Raw genomic sequence first — 17,303 nt, 5'->3', positions numbered from 1 at the left:
ATGTTAAAAATCTGAAATAACTACTGTAAGGTAGAAGTAAATATTACTTTATTTCGACCCCGCTCTTTTGCCGCGTAGAGATTGGTGTCGGCACTGTGCAGGAGTGCTTCATTGTTCATGCTTTCTGTCGGTATAGCACATATTGCTCCGATAGAGATAGTGACGGTGGCGGTGAGTTTATTCGCTTTGTGTTCCATCCCTAATGATTCCACGTTAAATCGAATCCTCTCTGCCATTTGCCGAGCATTAGGGCAGTCGGTATCGGTGATGAGTATCCCAAACTCTTCTCCTCCTAAGCGAAAGACAAAATCTCCCGGTCGCAGTAGTGATGTTTTGAGAACATGGGCAACATTTTTGAGAGCAATATCTCCTTGGAGATGACCGTAGGTGTCATTGTATTGTTTGAAAAAATCGATATCCACCATCATAAAAGTGATTGATTTACCACCTCGAACGGCACGTTTGAACTCTCTTTCATAGACGAGATTAAAATAGCGGCGATTAAAAATTCCGGTAAGTGAATCGGTGTAAGAGGCCTGTTCAAGTTTTATATTGACATGTTTGAGCGCGTTGGTGGATTCGACAAGTTGTTGTTGCTGTATTTCGATTTGGGTAAAAATACGCCATGCAAATCCCAAAACACCCGTTAAAATAATTCCTAGAATAACAGCTAATTGTTTTAAAGAGTTTTCATGATGGGTAAGTAGAATAGAACGTTCATATTTGGCGGAAGAGATCTCGTACGAGATGAGTCTTGAGATTGTTGTATGGATTGAGGTGGTATTATCGGAAAGCCTGACAATCGAGATAGCAGATTTACTGGTATGTTCACCGACAAGAGAACGTATCTCTTCAAAATAACGCCCCATTATTTCCATTTGATTTTCAGTGTAACGGAGATAGGGGAGCTCTTCGGGGCGTTTATGATGGGAGAGATAGCTTCCCCACATTTGATCGACGTGCTGTAGTCCGAGTGTGATGTTCGTTGCAAGGGTATTATCATCAATAAGCCCCTCTTTCCAGCGGTAGACACTCGATTCAAGTTCATGATGATATGCGGTATTGATGGAACTGAGTTCGGTCAGCGGAAGGAGAGAACCAAAATAGAGAGTATCCACATTTTTTTTCATTATTAAGAGGTTAAAATAGCCTACTAAGCCAATCACTACGAGACCGATTGCTACGCTGATGAGGAGATAGAGCAATTTGGTTTTAAGCTGTAGGGATTTCATAAGCTCAGATATACCTTTGCGGTAGTAGATGGTTATTCTAAGCAACTCCTATACCAAAAGGGACTAAAATAGTGGATAAAAAATCGGGGAGGCAAAGATGTCCAAACGGGTCATTAAGGGTGAACGGATAAAGACAATCATTCACAATATTGCAGAAGATTTTCGTTTTTCCGGAGAGATGGGAGATTATCCCCTTTTATTTTATAAAGCGGATACTGAAGGGGTAATTCGCGGGGGTGAAATCGATCAAATGATCGAGTATTTGAGTACAGGACTCAAAGAGTTGCAAGACAATATCCAATGGCGAAGAGAATTTTTGAGTGAAAATCCCGGTATCGATGAGATGAGGATGTTGGAGAGTTTGAGTGTGATTGAAAAAGAGTATATTGAGCTATTAGAATTTTTAGGTTAATAGCCAATATAACCCACAGAAATCGACCTATTAAGATTTTATGGTCGATACGGTTCTATTGGAATTTTTTTACTGATAGCGTATTGAATCCCCCCTTGTAAATCGAGGACGCTATACCCCATTTTATTCCCTAGATGCTCCCCTAGTGTTCGAGAACGGTTTCCGCTGTTACAGATAAGGGCGAAGTGTTCCCCTTTTTTGATCGTTTTGTTGAGTTGGGTAATAAAAGCATTTAAATCATAATTCCCTTTTTCATCAAAAAACATGATGGGAATAGAGCCTTTGACTAAACCGGTTGTTTTCCACTCTCCCGGGGTGCGGATATCGATGATTTTGATTTTTGAATCGAGTATTTTTTGATCAATCGGTTGTGCGGTATACTCTGCCATCAATGAGGAAGTTAGTAATGTCAAAAGAAGTAGCCATTGTTTCATGAAAAAACCTTTACCTATAAAATATATAGATATAATTGTATCTGATAATGTTTAACTGAGGATATATGGGATCATCAAAAGAGGAAAATTCAAAGCGGCTTAGGTATATTCGGCTATTAGGACGCTTTATTAGTGGGATTATTGCATGGCTAGGAAAAGCTGAAAACCCTACTAAAGAGCAGTATGACCAAAAAGTGGACATGAACTTCCGTTTTTTAGAGAAAAATGAAGCGGTGAAGCTGTATAAAGATGAATATATGGAACTCGAAGCATTAGGACAAAAAATTCTCGATCTTCGTGCTAGTGATACCGATATTGAAACGATTAAAGAAGAGCTTTTTTACACACAAAATCAGCTTGAAAAACGGGTCAATGCCCGTCGCTACAAAAAATCCAAACACGATAATCATGCTAGTGATGGATGGTGATTAAGGGAGACGGTTGAGGTGCTCTTTGACATCGCTGAGACGGACAAAACTGTACCCTTGCGCTTTGAGTTTGGCAATCCCTTCCATTATCCCCTCGCGTGTTCCGCTCTCAGGGTGGTTCATATGAAAAATAACAATATCACCGCTGTGCGCACTCTCTAACTGCTGAGCGACTTTCGGGGCGCTAAACGTTGCCCCCGCATCCCCAAGTACACTGAATCCTGCTATTTCAACGCCGTTATAATGTGCAAGTGCAACGGCTAGCTCGTCATAATAGGCGGTACCGGAGCGGAAAAAACGGGGACGTTTGCCGGTAAGTTTTTCAATCAAATCACCATTACCGTTGATTTCTTGGGAAACCTCTTCGGGTGACGTTGTGCCTGCTATGTTGTAGACACTTTTGCCATTCACTGAGAGAGGACGGTGTGCCGTACCGTGGTTGGCAATTTCGAACAATGGGTTAGAGGCTAATCGGATAAATATTTCAGGATTGCTGTGTATCCAACGGGAGTTGATAAAGAGGGTGGCAGGAATATGATTGTCGTTTAAGTAGTCGATCAGTCCCGCATCATATCCAGAACTGCGAAAACTCCCTCCGCACGCATCGAAGGTGAGGGCTATCTCTTTTTTAGAGGTATGAAACGTGGTGACGACACCGGTAACATTTTCACCCCATTGAGTAGGGAGAATGGAGGAGGTATCACTCCATAGGACACATGCGCTAAAGAGTAAAATGCTAAAGAATTTCACTTTGTTTTTTCTTGGACGTAAGTAGCACTCTCATTAACCTGTTTTTTTGTCCAATCGCTTAGTGAATGGGTATCTTCTTTAATTCCGCTCCATGTTGCCGAGCAACCAGAAAGGATAAGGAGTGTTAGGGATAAAAATAGGGAAGCTTTCACAGGATAATCCTTTCTACAATAACAAATATTTTTGTGTCCGTTATTGTAGCAAAAGATGTGAAATGAATATTAACCGCTAGTAATAGCAGAAAAGATTTTTATACTTTTTTACTGAGGGCTTCGATATTGTTGCTGTTTCCGAGTACAACGAGAATATCCCCTTTTTCGAGAATATCATCTTTTTCAAATGAGGTGTGCCACTCCCCTTGGTGCTTGTAAGCGACTGGTTTTACCTCATAATCGACTTCAAACGTTGGGGAGAGGATGGAAGTCCCGATCCAAAATTCGGGTAAAGTCATTTTAGCAAGTTTCATGGTGATTGAGAGGTCGATGGTTTCGTAATGCATATTTTTAACCAGTTTTTTGACCAATTTTTTGGCCGATTCCATCTCAGGATAGATCACTTTGGCCGCTCCCAGTTTGGAGAGGATCTGCCCGTGTACTTGGGTAATGGCTTTAGCGACAACGGTCTCTATCCCCAGCTCTTTGAGTGCCATAACGGTGAGGATACTTGCCTCAATATTTTCACCGATACTCACGATAGCGACATCAGCATCGGAGATTCCCGCTTCTTGAAGTGCTCGTAAATCGGTTGAATCGAGGGTAATGGCGTCTTGAACCATATCGCTGACATCACGAACTTTCTCTTCGCTATGGTCAATGGCGATTACTGCCTCTCCTTGTTGTGCTAACCCTTTGGCTACATTGTGTCCAAATTTACCTAATCCAATGACGACGTATGTCATATAATTACCCTTCCTTCTGCGTATTTAATACGGGTTTGAGCCGCTTTTCCAACGATGACGATAGTGAACGCAAAGACACCGACACGCCCCATCAACATCAAAAAGATGATATTGAGTTTACCCACATCACTAAAAAGGGCACTGTAGCTAAGCACCCCTCCGTTACCGGTAGAAACCCCTACCGTACCGAAAGCTGAACAGGTCTCAAAGAGAGTCCGAACAAAATGGAGATGTTCACTTTCGTTCAAAATAACGGTCGAGAGTAAAATATAAAATGATGCAACAAAAATAACGGCGTAAGCTTTGTTGATTTGATACGGTACTAGACTACGGTGAAAAATATGGGGATTGTTTTGACCGCGTAGGGTAAACCATACTCCGATGATCGAGAGGGCTAAAACGGTAGTTTTAATCCCTCCGGCTGTCCCACCCGGGCTACCTCCGGTAATCATAAAGACGGTTCCAAAAAAGAGATCGGAATCGTTAAATGTCGAAAAATCGATGGTGTTGAATCCAGCTGTTCGGTAGTTGACCGATGCGAACCATGCCGCTGTTATTTTATGCATTATATCCATGTTACCAAAGGATGTAGGATTATTCCACTCTAGAGAAAGGATGATTGCCATACCCGCGATTATCATGATCCCTGATGCCCACAAAACGATTTTGGTATGGGTGGAGAGGCGGGTAATCGATTTGCGTCGAAAATTATAGAGTTCTAAAAGGACTAAATATCCTAACCCCCCTAAAATAACCAATACGGGAATGGTTAGATTAATAATAAAATCCCCTTGATAGCGCATCAGATTATCGCTAAAGAGAGAAAATCCGGCATTGTTAAAAGCAGAAACAGAGTGGAAAAATCCAAACCAAAGGGCATGAGTAAACGGCATATCAGCCCAAAATCGGAGGGTTAAAATGAGTGCACCGATCACTTCGATAATGATGATACTGGCAAAAACGATTTTTAAAAAGCGGTAAATTCCTGCCATACCCGGATGGTTTAAAGACTCTTTGAGAATCAAACGATCTCGGTAAGTGAGTCGTTTACGACGCATAATGGCTAAGAAGGTGACCGCCGTCATATATCCTAACCCTCCGATTTGGATGAGGGAGAGGATAATCACATGACCGAAGGTAGTGAAATCGACGGGGGTATCTTTGACAATCAGTCCTGTAACGCAGACCGCTGAGGTGGAGGTGAAGAGTGCATCAATGATGGTAAGTTCACCTCGATGGGCAAATGGAAGCATCAGCATCATTGCCCCCACTCCAATGAGGATAACAAAGCTCATAAAAACAATTTTGACGTCTTGTGTTTGCGTGGGAAATCCTTGCAGTTATTTTATTAAGTAGCGAAATAATAGAGCGGTTTGGATAAAAAAGATATTAAATGAAATGCGGAAAATCAGTGGGTCGGTGAAAAATGTTTGAAGCGTTTAAAAGTGTGTGTTTTAAGGGGTTTGAGTTGGTGACTCCAAGGGGATTTGAACCCCTATGACCAGAATGAAAATCTGAGATCCTAACCATTAGATGATGGAGCCACGCGTAAAAAAAATATGGTGTCCCGTGATGGACTCGAACCATCGACCCCTTCATTAAAAGTGAAATGCTCTACCGACTGAGCTAACGGGACACACAAAACACTAAACTGTCTCAGTACAATTTGTGGACGGGAATTATAGCGGTTATCTGCTTTTATGTCAATGCTTTACACGTGAAATTACCAAGATCGCAGTGGAAATGGTATAATTTGTCCAGTATGCAATCAAGGATAGGGGATAGTAAATGAAATATATGGTTTTAATGTGGATGTTTGTCTGGAGTTTATGGGGTGGAACGATTCACAATGATGAGCAGTTTAAGGGTGCGCTTGGTGAGATGGGAAAAGAGAATAAGATTGTGTTGATGATTTACAGTACGGATGATTGTCCTGAATGTGCCTATATGAAGAAAAAAGTGTTTCATGATACAACAGTGGAAACGTATTTGAGTCAAAATTTTGTCGTGATTGAGAAAAATATACACAAAAGCAAGCTTCCTGATGGATTTGATTATTTTGGGATTCCGACGATGTTTTTTATCGACAAAGCGGGGAATAAAAAAGAGACGATTGTCGGGAGTAAACGACCACAACTCTTTTTGAGTGAGCTAAAGCGTATTCGAGGGATGAAATGAGAGCACTATTGTTAGCTCTGTTGATGGGAGCCTCTGTGGGTGCTTACGATGCGGCGCATCTGAAACAAGCGTTGGAAACAAAAGAGTGTATCGGATGTGATTTGAGGGGTGCTAATTTATCAAAAATGGATTTTAGCGGTGGAGACTTTCACGGTAGTAATCTCAGTGGTGCCGACCTGCGCGGTAGTGTGTTTGAGATGGGGGATTTCAATGAAGCTAATCTCAGCAGAGCACGTGCTGAGGGGACGGTGTTTTGGAAATCAACGATGGAGCGTGCTGATTTGCGAAAGATAAGTGCCAAGGGGGCAAATTTCAAAGGGACCCATCTCAAAGGGAGTGATTTGAGTTTTGCCGATATACGCAATGCAAAAGTTTGGAAAGCCGATTTTACCGATGCCATTTTGAATAAAACCGATCTGCGCGGTTCAGAGATCGGAGGATCGAAATTCATCCATAATGATTTGCGCTCTGTGAAGATGAAAAATACACTTTTGTGGGAAACGACATTTGCCAATGTTGTAATGAGTAAAGTTCAATGCGCTCACGCCCAAAAAGAAGAGGCTATTTTTGACGCAAACGTGACGTGCCGTTAAAACAAATAATCGGCGATAATCCTCACATTGGTCTCATCATACGCTTTGTTTTTGTAAAGAGAAGTGCTTCCGCTCTCATAATCGATGGTGGCTAAACGGGTTCTCAACCGAAATTCTTTGTAAGGCTGATACGTTGCATCAATGTTGACTTCGTCGGAATCGGGGCGAGGATTTTGGGTGAGCGATGAGGGGTTGGATTGGCGTGCATCATTTTGATCGATATGAACGTACTTGGCAGAAATCTCAAAAGTGGATGACGGACGATAGGTGAGGGTTCCGCCGTAGGCTTCCGCACCGGCGTTTTCACTCTCTCCGTCGATTTGCAGATCGGTATAGGTGATAAACGCTCCCCAACCCATCTTCTCGTATCGTCCCCCCGTACCTAGTAAGCTTTGAGCGCCGATACGGGTGTATAGAGCGCTCAGACTCCACTCACCCTTCGTTAGAGTCCCTCGTAGCCCTAAAAGAGAGGTATCGACTTCTCCTGCGGCACTATCTCCGACACTCTCTTCGTTCAGATATTGCAATGCTCCTGAAAAGGTCGTCCCCTCAGAAGATTTCCAAATAGCATTGTCAATGATTTGCAGATAGGGGGCATTCATCACATCGCGCACATAGGTGTCGTAGAGTTCGATTTTCCATGCAGCAGCAGGAGAATAGATTGCCCCGAGGACGGCGATGTCACGATTGATCCCGAGCGAGTATGTGGGTGAGACGAAGGTATCGGAACCTTTGTATTTCCACCCCGTGATATAAGCACCTTTGAGGGTGACATGGTCGATGGAACGATTCTCACAACTGAGCGCTTCGAAACTGTTGGGGAGCATTCGGTTGTAGTAGTCGTTTGAGAGGGGCAGATCAAGACGCTGTCGTCCGTATTTCACAACGGTATCATATCCGCTGTATTGGAGGTACGCTTCGCCGAGGGTGTTGATGGAGCTACCGTCAAGATTGAGGTTATGGGTTTGTCCCGATTCGGGCATTTTAGTAAGCGATGTGATCCCATTGCTCGAAAAGAGCGAAACGCCGCCGCTGAATCCCTCGTAGGGGGCTGTTTTATAACTCAAAATTCCCCCTACGGTGAGGGCGGTACGGTCAATACGAAGTTCACGGTCGCCGTCGTACCAAAAAACGCGGAGATTACCGCTCACTTTTCCTTCGGTGAAAATATCTTCAAGATTTTGAGCAGAGCTATGAGTAGTGATGATGAAGCTCAAAAGTGTGAACATTAAAGGGCGTTGAAGCATGAATAATTATGAATCCAATCTTTTTGAATAGAGTGTATCTAATTTTTTTCAAGTTCCCAAATGATTATTTAAAAACATTCATATAAAAACAACGGCAAAGAGACGAAAAGGTATAATCGGGTTATATATTAATAGTTATTTATTTTGAGGCAGAACTATGACATGGCTAATCATAAAATATTTACTGACCGCAGGGGTTGTGGTACTCGTCTCCGAGATGGCAAAACGGAGTGATAAGCTTGGAGGACTGGTAGCAGCATTGCCGATCGTGACCTTTTTAGCGTTGATATGGCTCTATCTTGAAAATCAGAGTACGGAAAAGATCGCTAATCATGCGTGGTATACGTTTTGGTACGTTGTTCCGACATTGCCGATGTTCTTGGCATTTCCGATACTGTTGGAGAAAATCGGATTTTGGTGGGCGATGGGGACATCGGTGATGATTACAGTGGTATGTTTTATCGCTTTTTCGCTTGTTGTTCGTCAGTTTGGAATAGAGTTGTGGTGATATGACGTTTTGGTCATTTGATTTTGTATGGGCTTTTTTGGCTCTTCCGCCGATTCTGTATTGTCTCTATCGTTGTAAAATAATCCCTCAAAAGCGTTATTTCCCCCATTTAAAGTTCTTCGCTAATCCTCAAAAATGGCGCAGTCTCGAATGGATTCTCACCGTAGTGACACTCCTTTTGATGATAGGTGCGTTGGCAACTCCTGTGGTGGTCGATTTTTCCGATCCGCGAAATCGTAACGGGATTGATATCGTTTTGAGTTTGGATGGGAGCGGGTCGATGAATGCGTCGGGATTTTCAGTCGATGATAGCCGATCTACCCGTTTTGAGATTGTTCAAAAAATCGCACAAGATTTTGTGATGAAACGGCGAGAAGATAACGTCGGGGTGGTGTTATTCGGAGATTTCGCTTTTATCGCGACCCCTGTGACCTATGAAAAAGAGATTATAGCCGAGATGATAGGGTATCTCAATTTTGGGATGGCAGGGCAAAATACCGCTATCGGCGAAGGGGTGGCTCAGGGGGTTCGTGCATTACAAGATTCAAAAGCAAAAAGTAAAATCATTATCCTCCTCACCGACGGGGAGCACAACAGTGGGGCTATTTCTCCCAAAGAGGCTGTTGAGATGGTTCGTAAAGCGGGGATAAAACTCTACACCATAGGGATAGGGACAAAAGGGGAGTTTGATAGTAAGCTTTTAGAACAAATGGCGCATGAGGGCGGGGGGGAGTATTTTAGTGCTCTCAACGAAAAAGAGCTCAAAGAGGTCTATAATCAAATTGATACATTGGAGAAATCGCGTATCAAGAGTGCTGAACATACCTTCTTTGAACACTATTTTCAGTATCCACTTGCAGGGGCATTATTGATGATAGTGTGGTTAATGTGGCGACGAAGGGGTCATGCATGAGTTTCCTCTCACCGCTTTGGCTTTTTGCCCTTTGGTTCATACCCCTTTATCTTTTGGGTGTACGTCGGTATAAATGGCATTTTCAAGGGTGGCTCTTACTCTCTTTGGCGTGTTTAATCCTCTCGCTTGGACGTCCGGTAGTGAATGAAAAACCGATTAGTGTCGAAGAGGCGGGGAGTGATGTTATTTTAGCGCTCGATATGTCGTATTCGATGAGGGCTACGGATATAACTCCGAGCCGTTTGGGGGCGGCAAAGAGGGTTTTGAGAGAGGTGGTAGAGTCTGATAGCCGTGATCGCTTTGGGGTACTTGCCCATACGACGAGCGCTATCGTTCTCTCTCCTCTCACCAAAGATAGTGAGCTTCTCAAACACCTCTTTAGCTCGCTCGATGAATCGCAGATTATTACCAAAGGGACAGAGGTGATGGGCGCATTAGAGCTTTCACGCAAAATGTCCCATGCGCAGCATCCCCTTGTCGTTTTGTTCACCGATGGAGGGGATGAACTGAGTTATGAAAAAGAGTCGGCATACGCGCAAGAGCATGGACTGAAGGTGTGTGTCGTGATGTTAGCTTCAGCTCAGGGGAGCACACTCCAAAGCGATGAGGGATTGCTCAAAGATGAGGGTGGGCATATCGTAGTGAGTTCTCGAAATGAGGCGATTAACCAAATTTCCTCGATGAGCGGAGGAAAAGTAATCGAAGGGGCAGATAGTAAAAGTGTTTTAGAGTGGATTGAGCGGGAGAGGGGCGAAGATTTTGCCGGATCAACGACCGTGACCCGCTATAAAGAGCTTTTTTACATTCCACTGATTTTGGGGATGATTGCTTTTGTGTTGGCATACACGACATTAGGGGAGAGGGTGGTTAAAAAAATAATACCCCTCCTAACCCTCATCGGAATCAGCCTCCACGCAGGGGTTCTCGATTACCCTTATCAGATTGCGGGAGAGATGGCATATTCTCAGGGGAAATACGAACACTCTGCCAAATGGTTCGGGTATTTGGACTCAGCAGAGGGGAAATTTAACCGTGCAGCTTCTCTGTATAAAGGGGGAAAATATCCTGAAGCATTAGCAGTGTATCGCTCAATCCGCTCCGATAATCCGATGTTTAAATCCTATGTTTATTACAATATGGGTAACTGCTATATCCGATTAAATGAGTTTGAAAACGCTCGTAATGCTCTGCTCAAATCGCTCACTCTGCATTATAGCCATCAAGCCGACCAGAATCTAAAAGCGATTGCCATAGAGCAAGAGCAAAAATCGCTCAATGTCCGTAAAGAGAAAAAAGATAAATTCTCATCAGACGAGAACAAACCCGCGGGTGAGGGGAAAAAAACCAAAGAGGGGGGCGGATCGAATATGCAAAGTGATATTGCCTCCTCGGGTGCGGGAGATGCGGGAAAAAAAGTTCAAGCAGACCCACGTTTCTCCCTCTCACAGGGGAAAGCCGCCCTGAGTTCGCATCAATACGAACTCATCAATCAAAGGAGTGTCCATGAAACGAAGCCTTGGTAGGATTATTGGTGCGATTTTAATCCTCAACACTATGGCATGGGGGATGAAGTACCAATGGCGTGTAGTAGAATCCCCGCAAACGCTTCGGGTCGGGCAAAGCGGTGTGATACGGTATGTGTGTACGTTTGATAGCAGTGCAGCGGAGTATTCGGCGAAATTGAAATTGGCGGATAACCCCTCGTATACCACCTCTATTCTCTCTGAAAAAAGCCAAGTACTACAAGGGAAGCGGAGCGATACAATCGATTTACTCGTGACTCCGACAAATACGGGAACAGTGAGTGTCGCGCTAAAAGCATTGGTTCGCTATACCCCATCAGGAGCAGTTGAAAACACTGTTTTGGGACGTGATAATCTCAGCAAAGAGGATATTTTGGAAGAGGAGGCTCTTTTGCCCGACGTGAGTATTCGCGTAGGGGAGAACAGAGCGACGTTGATTGGGGATATTTCATTGGAAGTGAGTGTCGATAAGCGCAGTGTCATAGCGCACGAACCGCTACATCTGAGCCTTTATCTACGGGGGACGGGGAATCTTGAGCGCTACATCCCTTATGAGCTTAATATCAGCGGTGTCCATGTATTTGCGGAAGCTCCCCAAAAAAATATTACTCCCGATGTCAACGGTTATAGGGGGGAGATACGTCAGGAATTCGCCCTCGTGAGTGAACAAAGTTTTGTGATTCCGAAAATCTCTATCGAGGTGTTCGATACCCAAAGTCAAAAGATTAAACGCTTAGAGAGTGAGGCGGTAGCAATCGAAGTGGCACAAGGGTTTGAGCGCTCCAACCTCCTCGATCCTCCCGCTTTACGTGATTGGAGCGGCTGGATGCGCTATACCCTTTATGGGGGATTAGTGGTGTTGGGAATTGTATTGGGTGAAGCTGGGAAACGATTATGGAAAATACGTCCGAGACGCCGAAAAAAAGAGTTTTGGGATGGAACTAAAAATACAAAAGAGCTGATAATGCTCCTCGCTCTCTCAGGAGAGAAACGCTTTGATGAGGTTATAGCCGAACTCGAAGCGGGAACACTGGATTTACGTGAAGCGAAGAAGAGATTAAGAGAAGTATAATTCCTATTTAAGCTTTAAAAGCCTATTATGAGAAATATATTTCTTATTAGGAGTGATTTTGACTTTAGAAGAACTTGGTAAAGAGATACAACGTTTACGCAAACAAAAGAAGTGGTCACAAAGTGATTTAGAAGCGTATTCAGGTATCACAAAACGGACTCTTTCTAAAATCGAAAATGGTTTTATCGATGAAGTGGGGATTAAAAAAGTAGAAATACTTTTGACCTTGTTGGGTGTTGAGTTTGCCCTCCGTCCAAAAGATCGCCCAAGAACATTAGAAGAGTTACAAGATGGCAGATAAACTCAAAGTCTATACCAACAAAACACTCAGCGGTGAACTTTCAAAAGAAGATGGCAACTATATTTTTAATTATTTGAGCGATTCACAAGAGTTAGTCAGTCTCACTATGCCGATTCGAGCTGAGAGTTGGGTGAGTAAATCGCTTCATCCCATTTTTCAGATGAATATGCCCGAGGGTGCCCTCAAAGATGTGATAAAAAATCACTTTGCAAAAATAGTGACCATGGATGAGATAAACCTCCTGAAACTTATCGGTCCTTATATGTTGGGTCGTGTAAAATTTGAAAAAATCATCAGTGACACGGATGTTTTAGAACTCGAAGAGATCGTTCACTCCTCTAAACAAAACCTTTTTAATGAGCTGATGGAGAAGTTTGCTATTCGTTCTGGTGTCTCAGGGGTACAACCTAAATTGCTCCTAGGCGCACACAACAAAACAACCATGAAGTTCGAGCATTACATCGTGAAATCATGGGAAAAAGAGTATCCAAATCTCGCGCTTAATGAATATTTTTGCATGAGAGCGATTCAAAATGCACATCTGCCAACGCCAGAGTTTTATCTCAGTGACGATTACTCGATGTTTATCATGAAACGATTTGATGTCAAAGAAGAGGGAACCTATCTTGGATTCGAGGATATGTGTGTACTCAGTGGCAGAGGAACGGAGCAAAAATACGAGGGAAGTTACGAAGAGTGTGCCCGAATCATCAAAGATGTTATAGCTCCCCAAAAGTTGAAAGAGTCACTAAGGGTATTTTTTAAAGCACTGGTTATGAATCACTTTCTTCAAAATGGGGATGGTCATTTAAAAAATTATGGAATATTGTATGAAAACGACTTTACCGATAGTTTTCTAGCCCCTATTTATGATGTCATTACTACAACCGTTTACATCCAAAACGATATACCTGCTCTAAAAATGAGTGATGCAAAACTGTGGTGGAAAGAAAAAACATATAAAAATTTTGCAAAACTCAGTTGCGGTTTGTCCAACAAAGAGTATGAAACTATTTTGCTAGAGTGTGCAGAAGCACTCAGAAAAACCAAAGATGAGATGGATGCATTTGAAACCAATGACGCTAGTGTTTTGCAATTTTTAGATAAACTGAGAGGATGTTGGAGGGAGAGCTTTTGATATGAAAATTTTTTTAAATGATGCCGTCCGAAATATAGCGTATTTCACGAGAGCAAATCTTGTTTTAACGCTTCCCTAGAGGTGCAAAATAGAATTTCGATGAATTAAGGGCATAAAAGATACCATTAAAACACATATAAATTTTGTCGTTCGCCCTGAGCTAGTCGAAGGGTAAAACGGACGGTTTGTCATCCTCGGGCTTGACCCGGGGATCCATCCCAAAAAAAGAAAAACAAAATTAGGAATTTGGATGGAATTAGTCTATTTATGGGTTGAAAAGTATAAAAATATAGATAAGCAAGGGTTTAATTTTAGTCCTCGGTTTGAGTGTACATTTCATGACAAATATAATGATGATTGTACTTTAGAAAATGATTGCGTATTAGATATTAAACCAAAAGAACATATTGAAAACTTTTTTGGTAAAAATATCAATATCACAGCGATTGTGGGAGAAAATGGAAGTGGGAAAAGTAGTATATTTGAATTTTTAATAAATGAACTTTCAAAAAAAGAAATAAATTATGTATGTGTATTTCAGAATAAAACAAATAATAAAATAATATATACTTCAACTAAACAAATTGAGTGTGCTTTGGAATCGATTAATATAGATGATAAGTTATTTGGATATATTAATATCTCAGCACATGAAAATACAATTAATATAAAGATTAATCACTACTTTGGCTTGATGGGAGATGACGGCTTCACAGCAACAAATTTTGATAACTATATTGGTAAAGCAAAAACAGAACTTAATAATACAGATCCATTATATCAACAAGTTAAAAAAGAAATCGAAAAACTACCATTCCTTCAAAATCAATCCTCTAATAAAATCAATAGTAGTGGTGAAAAAGCTATGATTTATTATCTTAGTTGTATCTATTTACTTTTAGAAAAAGTACAAAATCAAAGCTTAATAGTGTGTATTGATGAAATAGAACTTTTTATGCATCCAAATTGGCAAAAAAAAGTTATTCAAATTTTTATTCAATCATTGGTAAATAAATTAGATAAAAATTTACATATCATTTTTGCTTCTCATTCCCCCTTTATCCTCTCCGACATCCCCAAAGAAAATGTAATATTTTTAGAAAATGGTATACAAAAACATCCATTTAAAGATAATGAACAAACTTTTGGAGCCAACATCCACACCCTTCTTTCTCACGGATTTTTTATGGAAGATGGTTTGATGGGAGAGTTTGCGAAAGATAGGCTCAGTAAAATTTTAAAATATTTGATAGTAGATTTACCTACTATTGATTTAACACAAGAAGAAATAAAGTTTACAATTGATGCCGTAGGAGAAGAACTATTGCAAAATAAATTAGAAAATTTATATAATAAATTTTATCAGATTGAAACAAAAGAAGATAAATATTTAAAGAGAATATCTGAGCTTGAAGCATTGTTGAAAGAAAAAAGTAATGCTTAAAATTCTTATTGATTCAAAAAATAAAGTATTAAGAGACTTGCATTTTTCAAAAATTAAAACAGGTTTGGATAACTTAGTACTCACAAAACGAAATTCATTTCATAACCATACATCTATTGAATATCAAATACTTGATTGGATTTATAACAATTTAGATGATCTATTAGTTGGAGAGATTCATAGATTAAAAGAATTGATTATTGAGTTTCATGCTCTTCTTAAAACTTTTCCACTTTTAAAAACAGAAGATTATGATTATAAAAAATTATATGTTAGAATATTAAAAAAAACTTGTAAGGACAATAATTTAGCGTGTAACGTATCTAAAAAGAAAGATATACAAAAATTTATTCTGAAACATAAAAGTAGTATTGTTAATGTAGATGAAATTTTAATTCAACAATATAGAGAATATTCTTTTGACCATTTAAATGAAATATTTATAAATTTTTACGAAAAAGAATGGGACAAGATTACAGACTATACAAGATATGCTTTTGTAAAAGAACATGGCATAAAAACGTGCCCATATTGCAATAGAAATTATATTTTTGTAGTCGATAGTGACAAAAAAAAATTAAGACCAGAAATAGATCACTTTTATCCTAAGTCTATCTATCCATTTTTGGCTATGAGTTTTTACAATTTAATCCCAAGTTGCCAAATTTGTAATCATACAAAAAAAGACAAAGATGCCTTTCAAGATAATTTGAAAAGTCCTTATGAAATTACATTGATAGACTTTGGGTTCAAATATATACCAAAAAATATAAATTATTATCAATTAAAAAGACAAAAAATTAAAGAGAACGATATTGAAATACAATTGAAAACTGGAAATGGAGTTGATAAAAATAATGAATATTTCAAATTAGATAAGCTGTATGAACAACATACGGATATAGTGATTGACTTACTTGTTAAAAAAACTATTTATACTAAATCATATATTAGAGAATTAAAAGAAAATTTTAAATTTACAGACGATGAAATATATCGATACTTACTGTGCAATTATCAAAAAGATGAAGACCTCCATAAACGCCCACTAAGCAAACTCATCAAAGACATTAGCGAAGAGCTGGGATTGGTATAGAAGAATGATATTAAATGCCGAAGATGGATCCCGTATCTAGTACGGGATGACGGTGCAGATTGCTATGGAAAGAGAAACCTAAAAAGAAACAAGGTAAACTCACAACAGATAAAAAGGTGACACTATGATAAATGTAATTAACCAAATACGCTCCGAAGTAGCCAAAGTCGTCGTCGGGCAGGAAAAAATGATCGACGGGTTGTTGATCGGGTTGCTGTGTGATGGGCATATCCTGATAGAGGGGGTTCCGGGATTAGCGAAAACAACGACCGTTAATGCCCTCTCTGCGGCATTGGGACTGGGATTTAAACGGGTGCAGTTTACCCCTGATTTGCTCCCGAGTGACATTTTGGGTGCTGAGGTCTATGATCCGCAAAACAATGGATTCAAAATCAAAAAAGGGCCGATTTTTACCAATCTCCTTCTCGCCGATGAGATCAACCGCGCCCCGGCCAAAGTGCAATCGGCACTGCTGGAAGTGATGGCGGAGCGACAGGTGACACTGGGGGATGAGAGTTTTAAACTCTCCCCTCCGTTTCTCGTTATGGCGACCCAAAATCCCATCGAGAACGAAGGTGTTTATCCACTCCCTGAAGCACAACTTGATCGTTTTATGCTCAAAATCAATGTCGGCTACAACACTCCCGAAGAAGAACTCTCCATCGCACGGCGTGTCGGATCGGGTCTAGGAGAGGCAATCAAGCCCATCATCGATACGGCGACGTTAAATGCACTCAAAGAGAGAGTCAAAGCAATCCACATCGATGAAGAGGTGGAGAGATACATGATTAGTCTTGTCACCGCAACCCGTGAACCCGAAGCGTATGGACTCGGTGAGATAAAAGGGTATTTGCAATTTGGAGCATCACCGCGTGTGAGTATCGATATGTTTAAAGCAACTCGTGCGGTGGCGTTTTTACGTGGGAAAGAGTTTGTAAGTCCGAGTGATATTGCGCAGGTTATCAAAGAGCTGATGCGTCACCGTCTGGTTCTCTCCTATGAAGCGGAAGCAGAGGGGATAAACGTGGACGAGTTGATTGAGAAGATCGTTAAAGCGGTACCGATACCGTAATGAGAAATCTATATTCGTCATTCCCGCGAAGGCGGGAATCCAGCTTTGCTTTTTGGGATGGATC

Annotated in this window: 20 protein-coding genes and 2 tRNA genes; 13 read left to right on the top strand and 9 right to left on the bottom strand. The window is 41.0% G+C overall.

From position 1 onward, the window contains the following. Positions 1-20: 20 nt before the first annotated feature. Positions 21-1,232, bottom strand: coding sequence for a diguanylate cyclase (locus tag PHC76_RS05905; RefSeq protein WP_299972434.1), 1,212 nt, complete (start codon positions 1,230-1,232; stop codon positions 21-23). A gap of 97 nt (positions 1,233-1,329) precedes the next feature. On the opposite strand from PHC76_RS05905, the gene PHC76_RS05900 reads away from it, so the two are divergent. Further along, positions 1,330-1,644 carry a hypothetical protein gene (locus tag PHC76_RS05900; protein ID WP_299972436.1) on the top strand — a complete coding sequence of 105 codons (315 nt, stop codon included), beginning with the start codon at positions 1,330-1,332 and terminating at the stop codon, positions 1,642-1,644. 38 nt (positions 1,645-1,682) lie between these two features. On the opposite strand, the gene PHC76_RS05895 is transcribed toward PHC76_RS05900, so the two are convergent. Next, entirely contained in the window at positions 1,683-2,078 is a 396-nt protein-coding gene (locus PHC76_RS05895) for a rhodanese-like domain-containing protein (RefSeq protein WP_299972438.1), read from the bottom strand. 65 nt (positions 2,079-2,143) lie between these two features. On the opposite strand from PHC76_RS05895, the gene PHC76_RS05890 reads away from it, so the two are divergent. Further along, entirely contained in the window at positions 2,144-2,506 is a 363-nt protein-coding gene (locus PHC76_RS05890; RefSeq protein WP_299972440.1) for a hypothetical protein, read from the top strand. Here the strand turns inward: PHC76_RS05890 and PHC76_RS05885 are convergent, their stop codons facing one another. The 6 genes from PHC76_RS05885 to PHC76_RS05860 all read right to left on the bottom strand — a co-directional run bounded on the left by PHC76_RS05885 (position 2,507) and on the right by PHC76_RS05860 (position 5,790). Beyond that, positions 2,507-3,256 (bottom strand): polysaccharide deacetylase family protein, encoded by a 750-nt coding sequence (locus tag PHC76_RS05885; RefSeq protein WP_299972442.1) that lies wholly within the window; start codon positions 3,254-3,256, stop codon positions 2,507-2,509. It abuts the gene before it with no gap. Next, the gene (locus PHC76_RS05880) at positions 3,253-3,408 is read right to left on the bottom strand and encodes a hypothetical protein (protein ID WP_299972444.1); all 156 of its coding nucleotides are present in this window, start codon (positions 3,406-3,408) and stop codon (positions 3,253-3,255) included. Before PHC76_RS05880 ends, PHC76_RS05885 begins: the two co-directional genes overlap by 4 nt. Positions 3,409-3,506: 98 nt before the next feature. Continuing rightward, the gene (locus PHC76_RS05875) at positions 3,507-4,154 is read right to left on the bottom strand and encodes a TrkA family potassium uptake protein (protein ID WP_300209856.1); all 648 of its coding nucleotides are present in this window, start codon (positions 4,152-4,154) and stop codon (positions 3,507-3,509) included. Then, positions 4,151-5,494, bottom strand: a complete 1,344-nt coding sequence (locus tag PHC76_RS05870) for a TrkH family potassium uptake protein (protein WP_299972469.1) — start codon at positions 5,492-5,494, stop codon at positions 4,151-4,153. Before PHC76_RS05870 ends, PHC76_RS05875 begins: the two co-directional genes overlap by 4 nt. Positions 5,495-5,623: 129 nt before the next feature. Then, positions 5,624-5,698, bottom strand: a tRNA-Glu gene (locus PHC76_RS05865). A gap of 16 nt (positions 5,699-5,714) precedes the next feature. After that, positions 5,715-5,790, bottom strand: a tRNA-Lys gene (locus tag PHC76_RS05860). Between the two features lie 152 nt (positions 5,791-5,942). Between PHC76_RS05860 and PHC76_RS05855 the strand changes: the two genes are divergently transcribed. Further along, on the top strand, positions 5,943-6,332 hold the full coding sequence (locus PHC76_RS05855) for a thioredoxin fold domain-containing protein (RefSeq protein WP_299972448.1): 390 nt from the start codon (positions 5,943-5,945) through the stop codon (positions 6,330-6,332). After that, positions 6,329-6,925, top strand: coding sequence for a pentapeptide repeat-containing protein (locus tag PHC76_RS05850; RefSeq protein ID WP_299972450.1), 597 nt, complete (start codon positions 6,329-6,331; stop codon positions 6,923-6,925). The genes PHC76_RS05855 and PHC76_RS05850 overlap by 4 nt, the downstream gene beginning before the upstream one ends. On the opposite strand, the gene PHC76_RS05845 is transcribed toward PHC76_RS05850, so the two are convergent. Beyond that, positions 6,922-8,172, bottom strand: coding sequence for an OprD family outer membrane porin (locus PHC76_RS05845; protein WP_299972451.1), 1,251 nt, complete (start codon positions 8,170-8,172; stop codon positions 6,922-6,924). The genes PHC76_RS05850 and PHC76_RS05845 overlap by 4 nt on opposite strands. A 157-nt stretch (positions 8,173-8,329) precedes the next feature. Here PHC76_RS05845 and PHC76_RS05840 point away from each other — a divergent pair, with 157 nt between their 5' ends. From PHC76_RS05840 to PHC76_RS05800, 9 genes are all read left to right on the top strand, one after another. Then, entirely contained in the window at positions 8,330-8,680 is a 351-nt protein-coding gene (locus PHC76_RS05840) for a DUF3147 family protein (protein WP_299972454.1), read from the top strand. A 1-nt stretch (position 8,681) separates the two neighbouring features. Beyond that, positions 8,682-9,593 (top strand): VWA domain-containing protein, encoded by a 912-nt coding sequence (locus PHC76_RS05835; RefSeq protein ID WP_299972456.1) that lies wholly within the window; start codon positions 8,682-8,684, stop codon positions 9,591-9,593. Further along, the gene (locus tag PHC76_RS05830; RefSeq protein ID WP_299972458.1) at positions 9,590-11,116 is read left to right on the top strand and encodes a VWA domain-containing protein; all 1,527 of its coding nucleotides are present in this window, start codon (positions 9,590-9,592) and stop codon (positions 11,114-11,116) included. The genes PHC76_RS05835 and PHC76_RS05830 overlap by 4 nt, the downstream gene beginning before the upstream one ends. Beyond that, positions 11,097-12,188, top strand: a complete 1,092-nt coding sequence (locus tag PHC76_RS05825; protein ID WP_299972459.1) for a hypothetical protein — start codon at positions 11,097-11,099, stop codon at positions 12,186-12,188. Before PHC76_RS05830 ends, PHC76_RS05825 begins: the two co-directional genes overlap by 20 nt. A 58-nt stretch (positions 12,189-12,246) precedes the next feature. Continuing rightward, positions 12,247-12,489 carry a helix-turn-helix transcriptional regulator gene (locus tag PHC76_RS05820; protein WP_299972461.1) on the top strand — a complete coding sequence of 81 codons (243 nt, stop codon included), beginning with the start codon at positions 12,247-12,249 and terminating at the stop codon, positions 12,487-12,489. Continuing rightward, entirely contained in the window at positions 12,479-13,627 is a 1,149-nt protein-coding gene (locus PHC76_RS05815; protein WP_300209853.1) for a type II toxin-antitoxin system HipA family toxin, read from the top strand. The genes PHC76_RS05820 and PHC76_RS05815 overlap by 11 nt, the downstream gene beginning before the upstream one ends. Before the next feature lie 250 nt (positions 13,628-13,877). After that, positions 13,878-15,071 carry an AAA family ATPase gene (locus PHC76_RS05810; RefSeq protein WP_299973438.1) on the top strand — a complete coding sequence of 398 codons (1,194 nt, stop codon included), beginning with the start codon at positions 13,878-13,880 and terminating at the stop codon, positions 15,069-15,071. Then, positions 15,064-16,167 carry a hypothetical protein gene (locus tag PHC76_RS05805; protein WP_299973441.1) on the top strand — a complete coding sequence of 368 codons (1,104 nt, stop codon included), beginning with the start codon at positions 15,064-15,066 and terminating at the stop codon, positions 16,165-16,167. The genes PHC76_RS05810 and PHC76_RS05805 overlap by 8 nt, the downstream gene beginning before the upstream one ends. 124 nt (positions 16,168-16,291) lie before the next feature. Further along, entirely contained in the window at positions 16,292-17,239 is a 948-nt protein-coding gene (locus PHC76_RS05800; RefSeq protein WP_299973444.1) for a MoxR family ATPase, read from the top strand. Positions 17,240-17,303 lie beyond the last annotated feature (64 nt).

The organism is Sulfuricurvum sp. (assembly GCF_028710345.1).
Classification (GTDB): Bacteria; Campylobacterota; Campylobacteria; order Campylobacterales; family Sulfurimonadaceae; genus Sulfuricurvum.
This window is presented reverse-complemented; position numbering and strand designations above follow the sequence as displayed.